Origin of the sequence: Pilimelia columellifera subsp. columellifera (assembly GCF_039532605.1) — a bacterium.
GTDB lineage: Bacteria > Actinomycetota > Actinomycetes > Mycobacteriales > Micromonosporaceae > Pilimelia > Pilimelia columellifera.
Window position 1 is genome coordinate 1 of the sequence record NZ_BAAARY010000030.1, and the last position, 14,448, is coordinate 14,448.

Genomic DNA, 14,448 nt, shown 5'->3' on the forward strand with positions numbered 1-14,448 from the left:
ACCATGCAGTACCGGCCCGGACTGATCAACGGATTCCTCAACGCCACCGGACTAGCGCCACCCTGACCAAGCCGGACCCTGACCCAAGAACCTCAGTAAGAGCGTGGGCACTGGACCGTGGAAACCGTACGCATTGGACCAGAGACGTCACGTTCCACGAGGACAGATCCCAGGTCAGGACCCACGGCCTCGGCGTTGTTCCGGCTTGAGTGGTTCTGTCCGTGTTGAGAACCGGGCGGTGCTCGATTTGTAGGACGAGCGCGACTCTGATGATCTTTCGGGTGTCTACGACCTCAAGATCGTTCAGGAGCCGCGCTCGTGTCGTCATCTTCCCCGATCAACCATGTTGTTGACCACCTCGCTGATCTGGCGATGTGGGAAGCTGAACTCGCCGTGGACCCGGCCGGCGTGGATGCGGTGCCTGCTGACCCGTTGTCGGTGGTGTCGTCGCTGTTCGACCGGCTTGCTCAGGTGCCGGATCCGCGCCGGCTACGAGGGCTTCGGCATCCGTTGCTGGCGATTCTGGTCCTGACCGCGTGCGCCACGTTGGTCGCCGGCAACGACGGTGTGACCGCGATCCGGCAATGGGCTGCGCGGACCCCGCAGGATGTCGTGCACCGCATCGGCGCCCGCTACAGCCCGTTGCTCGGCCGGTACACGGCGCCCAGCGAACGCACCTTCCGCCGAGTTCTGGCCACCCTCGACAGTGACGCCCTGGACGCGGCTACCTGCGGATACGCCGCCGATGTTGTCCGAGGTGACACCTCGCTACCGGTCGTCGCCACCGCTGGCGAACCCGCCGAACGTGAGCAACGACGCGCCGCGACCCGGGCCATCACCCACCCCGCACCGGCCGGGCTGCTACCCGCCGCCGCGATCGACGGGAAACTGCTGCACGGCACCCGCACCCCGACCGGGCAGGTGTTCCTCGTCGCCGCGATCACCCACCACGACGGGATCGTCCTGGGCCAGCGCCAGGTGCCCGACAAACGCGGCGAGACCACGGTCATCGCCGACCTGCTCACACCACTGCCGGTGGCCGGGATGCTGACCCTGGACGCTCTGCACACCACGAAGAAGACCGCCCGGCTGATCACCGGCGACTTGAAAGCCCACTACCTGCTCATATTGAAGGGAAATCAACCGCTGGCCTACATGGCCGCGCAAGCACTGCTGTCCGGCACCGACACCGAGTTCGTCGACCACATGAGTATCGACGACGACCGGGGACACGGGCGGACCGAACGCCGCACCCTACGCGTCGCCGCCTGCGACGACACGTTGTTCCCCGGCGCCCGGCAAGTCTTCCGTCTCCGCCGCGACACCGGCGGCCTCGACGGCGTCCGCACGAGCAAAGAAATCATCCACGGAATCACCAGCCTGGACAACCGACCTGGCCGACCCGCGCCACCTCAACACCTACACCCGCGGGCACTGGCGCATAGAAAACCGTCTGCATTGGACACGAGACGTGACCTTCCGAGAGGACCACTCCCAGCTCAGAACCGGCACCGCCCCACGAGCCCTGGCCAGCTTCCGCAACCTGGCCCTCAAAACCTTCCGCCTCGCGGCCGCGCGAACATCGCCCACGCCCGCCGCGACCTACACGACCGCACCGACACCTTCGCCGTCTACGGCATCTAACAAACCATTACTGACCGACCCGAAACCAGAAACGCCGGGGCCGTGCAGCGTGACCGACCACGACCACGATTTCGGACGTGAGGCGGTAGCCTTCAACTGGAAAATGCCTTCCGATCGGGTGATCAACCGGGCGACAACAACCCGATCATTCCAGATCAGAGGGCATTTTTCCATTTTAGATCATGAACAGGCACCGGCCTTCGTAAAGCCGAGGCTAGAACTCAACTAGCAGGTGGTCTTGTTCCAAACGCCCGACCTACTGACCAGGCCACCCGTCTGGCTAAACACTTCGATCCAGCTGGAGAAACCAGAATTGGTCGTCGATTTGAGATCTACTTCCGTCCGCACTATGAACTCCGTGGAGCCGGTGCAGGTCGCCAAACCGTCCTTCACCTGGGTCGCCAGCTCCGCGTTAAGGTTGGAGTCATCATCGTTCGGTGCCAGGCTCTTGGTGGTCGTGGTCATCTTCTGGTTCTTGAAACCGTAAGACAAGCTCATGGTTCCCGAATGCCCGATTGCGATATCATAGCTGGCTTCCATAGCGAGCAACGTAGGAGCGAATCTGTCCTTGCCTGGGTTTACAATCCGAAAACGCATCTCACACTCAGCGCGACTCGGCTTGTTGCCCCAGTTCAGGGCTACCGCATAGGGAGTGACATCCGTGTTATTTGGAAGCCAAACAAAGGCTCGGTCCTCGTTCGAAATGTCCATCTGCGTATTAACGCAGCCGGATCCGGTGGTGGAGATGTGCTCTATCTTTGCCTCAGCCGGTGCGGCCGAGGCAGCGGACGGCGAGACAAGCGCCGAAGTCGCCGACATCAGGGCTACGACGAATAGTGTTTTACGTTTCATAGCGATTCCTCCGGGAATCCAGGGGGTTGCGTCTACCAACGATATCAACAGGTCCGATGTGTATCTGGTCCGGTCTGGCGCTCTGTCAGGTATCCGACAACCCCAGCGCCAAGCGTTTGATGTGGACCAGCCCAAATAAGCTCAGTTCCACAACTTCTACGCTTTCACCCAAATGAAGCCGATAACACATCAAAAGCCGCCCACGGGGCGAGTCAGCCCATTGACGGACTACGCAGCTCTGCAAACAGGCGGGTGTGCGTCGACACGAGGGCAGCTGGCGCCCGGCCGAACGCCGATCAGCGTAGGTCGGCGGCGACCAGTGACCAGACCTGAAGGTCGACCCGGCCGCTGCTGGTGTAGCCGGCGTCCCGGAGCAGGCCCTCGAAGCTGAACCCGGCTTTCTCGACCACCCGACGGGCCGCGTCGTTGCCCGGCGCCACCCGCACCTCGACGCGGTGGAAGCCGTGTTCGAGCAGCAACGCCACCGACAACACGTCCAGCGCTTCGGCGGCCAGCCCGAAACCACGGGCGTGCGGCGCGACGGCGAACCCGACCTCGGTTGCCATCGCAGCCCAGTCGGTGCGCTTGGTCCACAGGCATCCGACGAGACGGTCGTCCTCGCGGCGCACCATGCCGTAGTGGTCGCCGGCGCCGCTGTCGCGTCGCTCGACGGCCTGCTCGGTGCACCAGGCGAGGGCGTCAGGGAGACCGAAGTCGGGGGCGAAGGGACCCCACCGGAGAGTCTGCCTGTCCGACAGGATCTCGGCCACCGCGGCCGCGTCGTGCTCGGCCAGGCCACCCACGTGCAACCGCGGCGCCGACACTGTCAGCCGGGGAAATCGACGCATCGCGATCTGGGTCATCGTGTCCCTTCGCTCGCGGCCCGGTTGGCCGCCGGTCGGCCGCCGGTGGCCGACCCTACCCGTTCCTAAATCAAACCCACCGCCACCGCCCGCCCGGCCGCGCGGTGGCGCCGCTCACACCGATAACCTCGGCGAGGTGTACCGGTTTCTGCTGACCCCGCGCTGGCTCGGCCTGGCCGCGTTGACGATGGCGCTCGTCGGGCTCATGGCGCTGGCCGGTCAGTGGCAGCATGACCGCTACCAGGCCCGCACCGCCACCAACGCCAAGATCTCAGCTGCCCGGACGGCCCCCGCGACCCCGATTGAGGCGACGGTTCCAGGCCCGCCAGCGCGTCCGCGCCCCGGCGACGGGCCAGTTGGCGCAGCGGGCGACGGGCCAACGGGCGCCGGCGCCGTCGGCCCCGCGCCGGACGCGGACCGGCTGTGGTCCCCGGTCAGCGTCACCGGGCGGTACCGCGCCGATGCCGACATACTCGTGCGGGGCCGCCGCAGCGAGGGTCGGCTCGGCTTCGAGGTGCTCACCCCGCTGACGCTCGCCGACGGCACGGCGATCCTGGTCGACCGCGGCTGGGTTCAGGTGACCGCCGGCGACGCCAGGTCACGGCCTGCCGTCCCGCGGGCGCCGGCCGGGCCGGTCACGGTGGTCGGTCGGCTCGCTCCCGGCGAGCGTGGGGCCCAGCCCATCGACATCTTCGAGGGCCGAATCGAGGTGCGCCAGGTGACGCTCGCCCCGCTGGCCGAGCGGCTCGGCCTGCCGCTCTACGGCGTTTACCTGCTCGCTGACCAGGACCAGCCCGGCGCCGCGTCGCTGGTCGCCGTGCCGTCGCCGGAGCAGAGCACCTGGCAGAACCTCGGTTACGTCATCCAGTGGTGGATCTTCGCGGCGATGACGGTGTTCGGCTTCGGTTGGCTGGCCCGCCGCGAGGCCCGCGGGCCGGTCGCCCGCGCCGTACAGCCTGTTGACCGGGCGGCGTAGCCGGCGGCGGGCGCCCGCGATGCCACGGGCGCCCGTCCACCTGAACTGCCGGTTACCAGCCGGTCACCAGACGCTCGCCGGCTGCGGGATCTCGTCGCCGAACGCGAACGCGTCGTGCCACTTGGCGCCGGTGCCGACGAAACCGCCGCCGGTGGACCGGGCCACGTAGGCGTCGCCGGCCGCTCCGTGGGTGAAGGTGACGATGTCGGCCCTACGGTCGCCGGTGAAGTCGCCCGCGCCGGGAACCTCGGTCCCGAAGGCGAAATTGTCGTGCCACTTCACCCCGGTTCCGACGAACGACGAGCCGTTCGACAGGGCCACGTAGGCGTCGCCGCTTGTCCCGCGGGTGAACGTGATGACGTCCGCACGCCGGTCGCCGTTGACGTCGGCGACCACCGGAACCTCGGAGAAGGCGGCAAACCAGTCGTGCCACTTCACCCCGGTCCCGACGAACGACGAGCCGTTCGAGCGCGCCACGTACACGTCGGCGCTGGCGCCGCGGGTGAACGTGATGATGTCGTCGCGGCCGTCGCCGTCCACGTCGCCGATCTGCGGGATCTCGGAGTTCGCGGCGAACCAGTCGTGCCACTTCCAGCCGGTTCCGACGAACGACGAGCCGTTCGACAACGCCACGTACACGTCGGCGTTGGGGCCCCGGGTGAAGGTCGCGATGTCGTCACGGCCGTCGCCGTTGAAGTCCCCGACCTGCGGGATCTCGTCCCGGAACGCGAAGTTGTCGTGCCACTTCACCCCGGTCCCGACGAACGACGAGCCGTTGGACAACGCCACGTAGACGTCGCCAGCGGCGCCCCGGGTGAAGGTGACGATGTCGGCCTTACGGTCTCCGTTGAAGTCGCCGACCAGCGGCAGTTCCGTGCCGAATGCGAAGTTGTCGTGCCACTTCACCCCGGTCCCGACGAACGACGAGCCGTTGGACAACGCCGCGTACACGTCGCCGGCCCCGCCCCGGGTGAAGGTGACGATGTCGTCGCGGCCGTCCCCGTTGACGTCGCCGTGGGAGCTGCCGACCCCGTCGTTGCCGGCGAACAGGAGCCGGTTGGGGCTGCCGACCCCGGCGCCGGTGACCAGGTTCGGCGTGGCGGTGTTCACCAGGGTGGCCCGCGCCTGGGCCGGGGTCATCGCTGGTGTCCGCTCCAGCAGGGACGCCACCGCCCCGGCCACGTGCGGGGCCGCCATCGACGTGCCGCTCATCGTCGCCACGGCGCTGTCGCCGGCGAAGCCGGCCGAGACGATCGCGCTGCCGGGCGCGAACAGGTCCAGGCAGGCCCCCCAGTTGGAGGTGCCCGACCGGGCGTCCGCCGAGGTCGAGTTTCCGACGGTGATGGCGTTCGGGACCCGGGCCGGCGAGACGCCGCACGCGTCGGTGTTGCCGTTGCCGGCGGCGATCACGGTGGTCAGGCCGGAGCCGATGGCGCGGTTGACAGCCGCGTCGACAGCCGTGCTCGCGCCGGCCTCGATGCTGATGTTGATGACGGCGGGCCGGGCAGCGTTGCGGACCGTCCAGTCAAGGCCGCTGATGAGGCCGCTGAGCAGCCCGCGGTTGGTGCAGTCGAGCACCCGGACGGCATGCAGGCGCACCCGCTTGGCGACCCCGTGGCGGGCGCCGCCGACGGTGCCGGCGACATGCGTGCCGTGACCATGGCAGTCGGCGCCGTTGCGACCGTCGCCGATGAAGTCGGCGTCGCGCGATGCCCGGCCGCCGAAGTCGGTGTGGGAGTCACGGATGCCGCTGTCGAGCACGTACGCGTGGACCCCGGCGCCGGTGCGCGGGTACGTGTACGCGGAGTTGAGCGGCCGGTAGGGCTGGTCGATCCGGTCCAGCCCCCACGACGGCGGCCGGGGTTGGATGTCGGCGCCCCTGGTCACCGCGTCCTGCTCGACGTACAGGACCGCCGGGTCCGCGGCCAGGGCGCGGGCGTCGGCGGCGGTCATGGCCGCGGCGAACCCGCCGAGCGTCGGGTACACCCGCTTGACGGCGCCGCGGTGCTTGCTGGCCAGGGCGCCGCTGGCGCTGGCCGCGCTCGACCCCGGCTTGAGCATGACGATGTAGCTGCCGGCGACCGGATTGACGGTCGCCGACCGGAAGGTGGTGGTCGGCGCTGGCGCGGCGGTGGCGGCGCCGACGCCGAGGGCGCCGGTTCCTGCCACCAGAGCGCCGGCCAGCGCCCCAGCGATTGCTTTGATCAAGGCACAGTCCTCCAGAGTCGGGCAGGCGATCGGAGTGATCACCCGCGGACTCAGTCAGGAGAGCTGAACATCCCCGGCGATACGGAGATTCTTCATAAATTGTCGCGGCTGTTTGCCAGGGCAGCGGGGAGATTTGCCAGCAGCAACGCCTCGGCCAGGCACACCCGGGCGAACTCCACCAGGTGCAGGCTCGCCCGGACCCGTGGCGTCAATGACGCACGGGCGCCGGTCTGTTCCAGCGTGACGACCGGACGGGTTCCCCAGGGCGCGTTCGCCTCCAGGTGTTTGCGCAGCGCCTCGAAGGCGGCGGCGGGTTCCTGGCCCGGCGCCAGTCGGAGATTTAGCTTCGCCCTGGCGTAGGGCGTTAGGGCGTTCGGCGCGCCCTCGGTAGGAGGGCAGTCGATACCCAGCACCGCGATCGACGGCTTCGACCACAGCCGGTCAGCCAACGGCTCCGACCCGATCAGCCGCACGCCCTCGACGACGCCCGCCTCGGCCCGCAGCCGCTCCTCCGGCAGATCCAGCGACGCGGCCGCGCCAACCACCAGGCCGGGAACCGCGACCTCACCAGATTCCGGTCATCGGTGGTGGGTCACATCGGTGATGGTAGGCAATAGATCGCCAACCGGCGGCGCCACAGCCACGTCGGTGACGATCACGCGATCGGCGGCCTGCGCCACGCCATCTGCGGCGAGATACCGCTCCTCGTCCCGCCACCAACGTCGCAGCGCGGCGTGCGACGTCGGCTGGTCCCGTCGCCGGGCACGGGCATGGCGCGTCACGGGATCAGCGGTCACCAACACCGTCAGCGTCGCCTCGGCTCGCGCCCGGGCGGCGCCGACGCCCTCGATGATCAGCACGCCCGCGGCGGGGACGACTCGCGTCGGCCCCCGGAACCGACCGACCGACCAGTCAAAGGCGCGGAAACAAGCTGGCTGGCCGGCGCGAACCGGCGACAGGACCAGCCGCTCGACCCGGGGCCACATCGTCGGCAGGTCGTCCCACCCGTCCAGCAACTCATCGAGGCAGACGACCGGGACTGGCCGGCCGGTCGCTTCCCCCAACGCCGTTGCCAACGCGGCGGTCAGGCTGGACTTGCCCGCGCCGCTGGGCCCGTCGACGCAGACCAACCGCGTCCTGCCCAGTCGCGGCGGCCCGGAGAGGACGGCGTCAGCCAACTCCCCGACTCGCCACGCTGCGGGCGGCCGGTCGCTCTCCTCGGTGGGGACCATCAGGCCATCACCCGTCAGCCGTGGTCCGGTGCGCCGGGCGGCAGGGTCGGCAGGCCACCGGTGGGGCCCGACTCGATGAGACGCCACAGCGCGCCGGTGTCGACATGCTCCTCGACGAGGTCAGCGAGCAGGTCCAGGGTGGCCTCCCGGGCGGTGCCGAAGACCGTATCTGGCGCGACCGCGAAACCGTGCCGGCCGGCCTGTGCCGCGGCCTCGGCCAGGAAGCGACGCCGGAAGCCGTCAGACTCGAACGCCCCGTGCCAGTGGGTGCCCATGACGCTGCCGTGCCGCGCACCCTCGGGCCGGCCGTCGGTGTAACGCAGCAACGGCGTCAACGTCGGGTCCCCGTCGGCCACCTGGCCGTGGTGGATCTCGTAGCCCGAGACCGGGATATCACCGAAACCCACGCCGTTCGCCCGGCGCACGGTTTTGAGCTGGTCGAACACCACCCGGATCGGCAACAGACCGAGACCGGGCACCTGCCCCCGCCCGCTCTCCACCGGGTCGTCAATGCGCTCACCGAGCATCTGGTACCCGCCGCAGATGCCCAGCAGCGGACGCCCTGCCGCCGCATGGGCCAGCACGGCGTCGGCAAGCCTGGTGCGTCGGAGCCAGTCCAGATCCTCGACGGTGGCCTTGCTGCCGGGGAGCACGACCAGATCAGCGTCGGCGACCTCGGCGGGCTCAGCGGTCATCCGGACCCGGACCCCCGGCTCGGCCGCGAGCGCCTCAGCGTCGGTCGCGTTGGAGATCCTCGGCAACCGGATCACGGCCACCCGGAGCCACTGCCGACCATGCGGCGGCCCGGGACGACCGAGCAACCCGTTGTAGGCCAGCGAATCCTCGCCATCGAGCCACAGGTCGGCGGCGAAGGGCAAGACGCCGAGAGTGGGGCGCCCGGTCACCTCGGCCAGCGTGTCGAGCCCGGGGCGCAGCAGGTCGACGTGGCCACGGAACTTGTTGACCAGGAAGCCACAGATGAGCTCCTGGTCGGCTGGCGACAGCAGCGCGACGGTTCCGAAGAACGAGGCGAAGATCCCGCCGCGGTCGATGTCGCCGACCACCAGGGCGGGCAGGCCGGCCTGCCGGGCCAGGCCCATGTTGACGAAGTCGTGCCGCCGCAGGTTGATCTCCGCCGGGCTGCCGGCGCCTTCGCAGATCACCACGTCATGGTCGCGCCGCAGGGCAGCCAGGGTGTCGAAGACCGTCTGCGCGAGCCGCGGTTTCCACGCCCGGTAGTCCCGGCCGCTGGCGACCCCGACCGCGTCCCCGAGCAGGACCACCTGGCTGGTCATGTCACCGCTGGGCTTGAGCAGGACCGGGTTGAACCGCACGTCCGGAGCCAGGCCACAGGCGGCTGCCTGCATGGCCTGGGCCCGGCCGATCTCCCCGCCCCGACCGTCGACGCCCACCGCGACGACCGAGTTGTTGGACATATTCTGCGCCTTGAACGGGGCGACGCTGACCCCGCGCCGCCGCAACCACCGGCAGATGCCGGCGGTGACCACGCTCTTGCCCGCGTCGGAGGTCGTCCCGGCGACCAGCAGACCGCCGCTCACCGTGCCCGCGCCACTCTGCGGCGCTGCGCCCGACCGGCCAGCCGGCTGCTCCTGCTCTCGGCGAGCAGGCCGAGGCCCGCCGCGGCCCCGACGGCCAGCAGCGCGGCGCCGACGCCGACCGACCCGGACAGTCGCGCCGCCCGGCGCGCGTCGTCGGGCCCGGGGCGTGGGCCATCGCCCAGCAGCGGCCGAACCTCGGAGCGACCCAGGTAGACGTTGCGCCCGCCCAGTCGCACCCCCAGCGCTCCGGCCATCGACGCCTCGCACTGGCCGGCGTTCGGGCTCGGGTGCTCGGCACGGTCCCGGCGCCAGATTCGCCAGGTCCGCGCTGGACTGCCGGACACCACCGGCGCCGCTACGGCGGTCAGGACGGCGGTAAGCCGCGACGGGGCCAGGTTCGCGGCGTCGTCGAGCCGGGCGGCGGCGGTCCCGAACCGGGCGTACCGCGGTGACCGGTGGCCCACCATGGCGTCGAGGGTGTTCGCGGCGCGGTACCCGAGCACTCCTGGCAGACCGGCGACAGCACCCCACAGCAGCGGGGCGACGATCGCGTCGGAGGTGTTCTCGGCGACCGACTCGACGGTGGCCCTGGCCAGCTCGGTGGGGTCCAACGCGGCTGGGTCCCGGCCGCACAGGTGGCTGAGCCGCCTCCGCGCGGCTGGCAGGTCGCCAGCGTCGAGGGCGGCGGCCATGGCGGCGGCCTCACGTCGCAGGGTCCGGCCGCCGAGCGCCGTCCAGGTGGCGGCGGCGACCAGCGTTCCCCGCAACGCGGGCCGACCCCGGCTGGCCCTGGTCAACGCCACGCCGACCAGGACCGGGAGCCCGACGGCGACGGCGGCGAACCGCAGGCCGGCGGCGTGGGTGGGCGCGTACCACCGGCGTTCCAACGCGCCGGCCGCGGCGCCGAAACCGGCGACGGGGTGCCAGCGGCGTGGGTCGCCCAGTGTCACGTCGAGCAGGTAACCGGCGCCGAGGCCCACCGCGGTGGCCAGCGCCGCTGATCGGGGCGTCCGGGGTGTGCCTGACATAGCCGCTCTCAGCTCCTCGTGTTCGGGGCCCTGCGGGCGCTGGCAGCCTATCGTTCGCCGGCCGTGCGGACCGGCCTCAGACCCGCAGATCAGCCCAGGGCCCTCCTGACGGGACGTCACGCTGCCCGGCGCCCGGCGCGCTGGACTCGGGTGGGGCGGGCTCCGGCGGGGCCGAATCGCGACCAGGGCTGCGGGGCGACCCTTCAGCTGGTTCGGGGAGATCGGTCGCCAGGGCGCCGTCCGCGTCATCTTCCAGCTCGTCTTCCAGCGGCGGCGCCAGCGGCGCGACGTCCCGGCGCAGCGTCCGACGCCGTAGCTCCTGCGCCGGATCGGTAGTGGGATCACCGGATGGCCGGCCCGCCTCCCGGAACGTCTCCCCGGGGCGGGCCGGCGCCAGGTCGATCGGCACCGGCTCGGTCTGCTCGCCGCGCACCCGCAGCTCGTCATCCCCGGTTTCGCTGGTGGCCGCCGCGGGTCGGTGACGCGCGAAAGTGCCCCGGCCACGGGCCAGGTCATGACCGACCGCGAGCGCCTCCATCTCGTAGGTGGTGCGACGGGCGCCGTCGGCGTCAGTCCAGTCGCGGGTGTAGAGGCGGCCATAGACCACCACCGGGTCGCCGACCATGAGCGACGACGCGACCCCCTCGGCCAGCCGCCGCCAACAGCTGACCCGCACCCGCAGGCTGTCGCCGTCGATCCATCTACCGCTGTCGCGATCCATCCGGCGGGCGGTGGAGGCCACCTTGAAGTTGGCGACGAGCGAGCCGGTGCGCGCGGTGCGCCGCCACTCGGGCGCCGAAAGAACGTTGCCGATGACAGCGATGTGGGTGTCGAACACAGGTCCCCCTGGGTTTGCGGGTCGGAACGCCACCATCGCCGGGCTGCCCCCGTCGCGCCACGTCGATCGCGGCAGCCTGTGGACAACGGGACCGTCTGTGGATAACCGCAATGCTCCGAGCCGCTGTCCTCTGAGCGGACGAATCGCTACCATCCGGGCATGGAGCCCGACCTGCTCGGCCCCCCGTACGAGTCGCAGACCCTGGACCTCGGGCACGACGACGAGGGTCCGGTCGTGGCGACCCTGGTCCGCCGCCGCGCGGAGGCGCCCACCAGGCGGGCGGTCCTCTACGTGCACGGATTCATCGACTACTTTTTCCAGACCCACTTGGCGGACTTCTTCGTCGATCGCGGCTGGGACTTCTACGCGGTCGACCTCCGCAAGTACGGCCGCAGTCTGCTGCCGCACCAGACCCCGAACTTCTGCCGCGACGTGCGCGACTACTACCCGGACCTGGACGCCGCCGTCCAGGTGGTGCGGGAACAGGACGGCCATGACGAAATTCTGCTGCTGGGCCACTCGACCGGTGGCCTCGTCGGCGCGCTATGGGCCCATGACCGCCGCGAGGCCCGGCTCATCGACGGCCTGCTGCTCAACAGCCCGTTCCTTGACTTCAACGCCGCCTGGGTGCTACGCCGACCGCTGCTCGCGTTGGTGGCGGGGCTCGGGCGCCGTGCGCCGTACCGTCGGTTCCCGATGGGCGTCCGAGAGCTGTACGGACAGAGCCTGCACCACGAGCACCGTGGCGAATGGAGCTACGACCTGCGGTGGAAGCCGCTGGCGGGCTTCCCGATCCATACCGGGTGGCTGGCCGCGATCCGAGACGGCCACCGACGGGTACGGGCCGGGCTGGCCATCGACGTGCCGGTGCTGGTGGCGTGTGGCGCCCGGAGCTTCTATGGCCGTCGATGGCGGGAGGCCGCCCGGCACGCCGACGCGGTGCTCAATGTCGAGCACATCGCCCGCTGGGCGCCGCGGCTCGGCCCACGCGTGTCGGTGGTCCGTATCGACGGCGGCGTGCACGATCTGACGCTGTCGACGCCGTCGGTGCGGGCGACGGTGTTCGGGGCGTTCGATCACTGGCTGCGCGCCCAGCTGCCATCCGGCCCGAAGAGGCCGACGGACTGAGCTGGCGACGCTGCTGGCCCTGCGTGCCGCCCACGATGGGACGGACGTCGGGGCGCGACGGGTGGGTGGCGCCACCCACCCGTACGGCGGGACGGCGGCTGAGGCGGTAGCCTGCAAATGCTCCGGCGCCCGTAGCTCAGCGGATAGAGCAGAGGACTTCTAATCCTAAGGTCGTAGGTTCGAACCCTACCGGGCGCGCAGCGCAGCCCCGGCCCACGCGGGAACCCGATGCCTGGGCGAGGCTGACTCGACGGGCTGACAGCATCCCGGCAAGGGTGGTCGCCCGCCCCGGCACGGCGCCTGGATGAGCGCCGGGTCCGCGGCCGGCGCCGGTCATTGACCAGCGCCTTTGTCCGCCCCGGACAAAACGCGGTCCAGCACCAGCACCCGACCCCGGGTGACGGCCGGCGGGTTGACCAGGGGCCAGGCTGGGCGTCGGGCCACCGTCAGCCGATCGTCCGAGCTGAGGCGAGACCATGGCCGCTCGCCCGTCTCAGCGGGGACGGACACGGCCGGGGGGGAACCGACTGGCCGCGAACAACCCCGACGAGCCTGCCGGCCGCCGCCAACAGGGCTGGGAGCGGACCACGCCGTATGTGCGACGTCAAGCGCTGCCCCCGGTGCTGGTGATGGTCGATGCGAGGTCTTGACATCCTCCCCACGCCTAAAGGCGGGGGATTCCCGTGACTGAGGCGCGCTCACGCCGCAAGCCGTTCGGGTGGTTGGCGCTTCGCAGGCCGCCCAACGGCAGGGCCTCCACGCCCGGTCACGGCCAGTCCGGCCGCGAGGATGTTCTTCGCCGCGTTCACGTCGGCGTTGTCTCGATAGCCGCAGCCGGTGCACACGAAACGCGCTTGGCTCACGCGACTTCGCATCCACCAGTCCGCAGCGGGAGCACCGCTGAGAGGTGTACGCGGGGTTGACCTTGACAACGGTCGCGCCGTGATAGCGCGCCGCATGTTCGAGGGCGAGCAGGAAACCACCCCAGCCCTTGTTCAGGATGGACCGGTTCAGTCCGGCCTTCTGCCGCACGTTGACACCCGGCCGCTCGACAGTGCCTTTCGCCGAGCGGGTCATGTTGCGCACCCGCAAGTCCTCGACGGCGACCAGACCGTGCCGGGTCACGAGGTCGTGGGCAGTCTGCGCGGCGGTTGCGGCCGTGCACGCTCCGTGACCGGGCGAGACGCTGCTGCAACCGGCGGATGCGCCGCCGCTCGCCGTCGGTGATGAACTGCCGGTCGTACTTAGCGCCGTCGGAGACGGCGACCGCGACGGCAACGCCCCGATCGACGCCAGTGGCGGGCTTGCCGTTCAGAGCGACCTCAGTGACGCCGTCCTCGACACAGAACGAGATGTGCCAACGACCGCCGTCGCGGGAGACAGTGGCGTTGCGGATCATCCCGCCGAGCGGGCGGGTCCACCGGAACCGCACCCAGCCCAACTTCGGCAACCTGACCTGACCCCAGCGCCGGTTGAGGCGCTGGTCCAGGTCCCGAAGGGTCTGCTGGAGGATGTGCGACGGCGCGTCGGCCAGCCACGCGCAGTCTGGGTCTTTCTTGGCTTCGGCCATTTGCCGGGCCTGCTCGACGTAGTTGATCCACGCCCCGCGGCGTCGGTACTGGCGCCGCTGTTCCAGGCCGGTGTTCCATACGGCTCGGCAGATCCCACCGAACTGTCCGGCCTGGTCGGTCTGCTCGACGGTGAGCGCGAGGAGGCCGCGGCGTCCAGTCAGCACGGTCAGCGGTTCTTCTGCTCGTCGACGTACTTCTTGATCGCAGCCAGGGGGGCGCCACCTGTCGTGGCGACGAAGTACGAGTTGGTCCACAGGGTGGGCAGCTTTGACTTCAAGTGGGGGAATTCGTCGCGCAGCACCCGCGAGGTGCGGCCCTTAATCGCCTTCACCAGCCGGTGCACCCCGTACTGCGGGTCGACCTCGACGAGCAGATGCACATGATCGGGCATCGTCTCCAACGCCACGATCCACGCTCCTTTCTCCTCGCAGACCTCGCGGATGAGCTGCTTTACTGAGCTTCTGAGTTCAGGGTCCGGGTGGATTCCACTTCGCTGGTTTGGGTGATAACGGCTGGTTCGTGTGTCGTGTTGATCGGCTGTGCGATATG

Annotated in this window: 13 protein-coding genes, 1 tRNA gene and 2 pseudogenes; 4 read left to right on the plus strand and 12 right to left on the minus strand. The window is 70.1% G+C overall.

All coding sequences use genetic code 11. The features are described from left to right. Positions 1-318 precede the first annotated feature (318 nt). Positions 319-1,644 carry an ISAs1 family transposase gene (locus ABD287_RS17205; RefSeq protein WP_425565653.1) on the plus strand — a complete coding sequence of 442 codons (1,326 nt, stop codon included), beginning with the start codon at positions 319-321 and terminating at the stop codon, positions 1,642-1,644. Between the two features lie 225 nt (positions 1,645-1,869). On the opposite strand, the gene ABD287_RS17210 is transcribed toward ABD287_RS17205, so the two are convergent. Beyond that, entirely contained in the window at positions 1,870-2,496 is a 627-nt protein-coding gene (locus ABD287_RS17210; protein WP_344174365.1) for a DUF4360 domain-containing protein, read from the minus strand. Between the two features lie 296 nt (positions 2,497-2,792). Then, the gene (locus tag ABD287_RS17215; RefSeq protein ID WP_344174367.1) at positions 2,793-3,359 is read right to left on the minus strand and encodes a GNAT family N-acetyltransferase; all 567 of its coding nucleotides are present in this window, start codon (positions 3,357-3,359) and stop codon (positions 2,793-2,795) included. A 136-nt stretch (positions 3,360-3,495) separates the two neighbouring features. On the opposite strand from ABD287_RS17215, the gene ABD287_RS17220 reads away from it, so the two are divergent. After that, positions 3,496-4,335 carry an SURF1 family protein gene (locus tag ABD287_RS17220; protein WP_344174369.1) on the plus strand — a complete coding sequence of 280 codons (840 nt, stop codon included), beginning with the start codon at positions 3,496-3,498 and terminating at the stop codon, positions 4,333-4,335. 63 nt (positions 4,336-4,398) lie between these two features. On the opposite strand, the gene ABD287_RS17225 is transcribed toward ABD287_RS17220, so the two are convergent. The 6 genes from ABD287_RS17225 to ssb all read right to left on the minus strand — a co-directional run bounded on the left by ABD287_RS17225 (position 4,399) and on the right by ssb (position 11,200). Then, complete coding sequence (locus ABD287_RS17225) at positions 4,399-6,543, minus strand: S8 family serine peptidase (protein WP_344174372.1); 2,145 nt, start codon at positions 6,541-6,543, stop codon at positions 4,399-4,401. A gap of 92 nt (positions 6,544-6,635) precedes the next feature. After that, positions 6,636-7,088, minus strand: coding sequence for a peptidase dimerization domain-containing protein (locus ABD287_RS17230; RefSeq protein ID WP_425565654.1), 453 nt, complete (start codon positions 7,086-7,088; stop codon positions 6,636-6,638). 33 nt (positions 7,089-7,121) lie between these two features. After that, a complete protein-coding gene (locus tag ABD287_RS17235) occupies positions 7,122-7,775 on the minus strand; it encodes a uridine kinase family protein (protein WP_344174374.1) in 654 nt (217 codons plus the stop codon). A gap of 14 nt (positions 7,776-7,789) precedes the next feature. Then, the gene (locus ABD287_RS17240; protein WP_344174376.1) at positions 7,790-9,334 is read right to left on the minus strand and encodes a cobyric acid synthase; all 1,545 of its coding nucleotides are present in this window, start codon (positions 9,332-9,334) and stop codon (positions 7,790-7,792) included. Further along, on the minus strand, positions 9,331-10,362 hold the full coding sequence (locus ABD287_RS17245; RefSeq protein ID WP_344174378.1) for a cobalamin biosynthesis protein: 1,032 nt from the start codon (positions 10,360-10,362) through the stop codon (positions 9,331-9,333). The genes ABD287_RS17240 and ABD287_RS17245 overlap by 4 nt, the downstream gene beginning before the upstream one ends. 76 nt (positions 10,363-10,438) lie before the next feature. Next, on the minus strand, positions 10,439-11,200 hold the full coding sequence (gene ssb, locus ABD287_RS17250) for a single-stranded DNA-binding protein (RefSeq protein ID WP_344174380.1): 762 nt from the start codon (positions 11,198-11,200) through the stop codon (positions 10,439-10,441). Positions 11,201-11,359: 159 nt separating this feature from the next. Here ssb and ABD287_RS17255 point away from each other — a divergent pair, with 159 nt between their 5' ends. Further along, entirely contained in the window at positions 11,360-12,328 is a 969-nt protein-coding gene (locus ABD287_RS17255) for an alpha/beta hydrolase (protein ID WP_344174381.1), read from the plus strand. A 125-nt stretch (positions 12,329-12,453) separates the two neighbouring features. Further along, positions 12,454-12,526 (plus strand) — tRNA-Arg (locus ABD287_RS17260). 500 nt (positions 12,527-13,026) lie between these two features. Here ABD287_RS17260 and ABD287_RS18625 read toward each other — a convergent pair. From ABD287_RS18625 to tnpA, 4 genes and pseudogenes are all read right to left on the minus strand, one after another. Continuing rightward, positions 13,027-13,287 (minus strand): zinc ribbon domain-containing protein, encoded by a 261-nt coding sequence (locus ABD287_RS18625; RefSeq protein ID WP_425565655.1) that lies wholly within the window; start codon positions 13,285-13,287, stop codon positions 13,027-13,029. Continuing rightward, positions 13,199-13,405 (minus strand): annotated as a pseudogene (locus ABD287_RS18630) (zinc ribbon domain-containing protein); the annotation flags it as partial. The pseudogene ABD287_RS18630 and the gene ABD287_RS18625, both read right to left, overlap by 89 nt. A gap of 541 nt (positions 13,406-13,946) precedes the next feature. Continuing rightward, positions 13,947-14,153: pseudogene (locus ABD287_RS18635) on the minus strand (helix-turn-helix domain-containing protein); the annotation flags it as partial. After that, positions 14,066-14,383, minus strand: a complete 318-nt coding sequence (gene tnpA / locus ABD287_RS17265) for an IS200/IS605 family transposase (RefSeq protein WP_425565657.1) — start codon at positions 14,381-14,383, stop codon at positions 14,066-14,068. The pseudogene ABD287_RS18635 and the gene tnpA, both read right to left, overlap by 88 nt. Positions 14,384-14,448 lie beyond the last annotated feature (65 nt).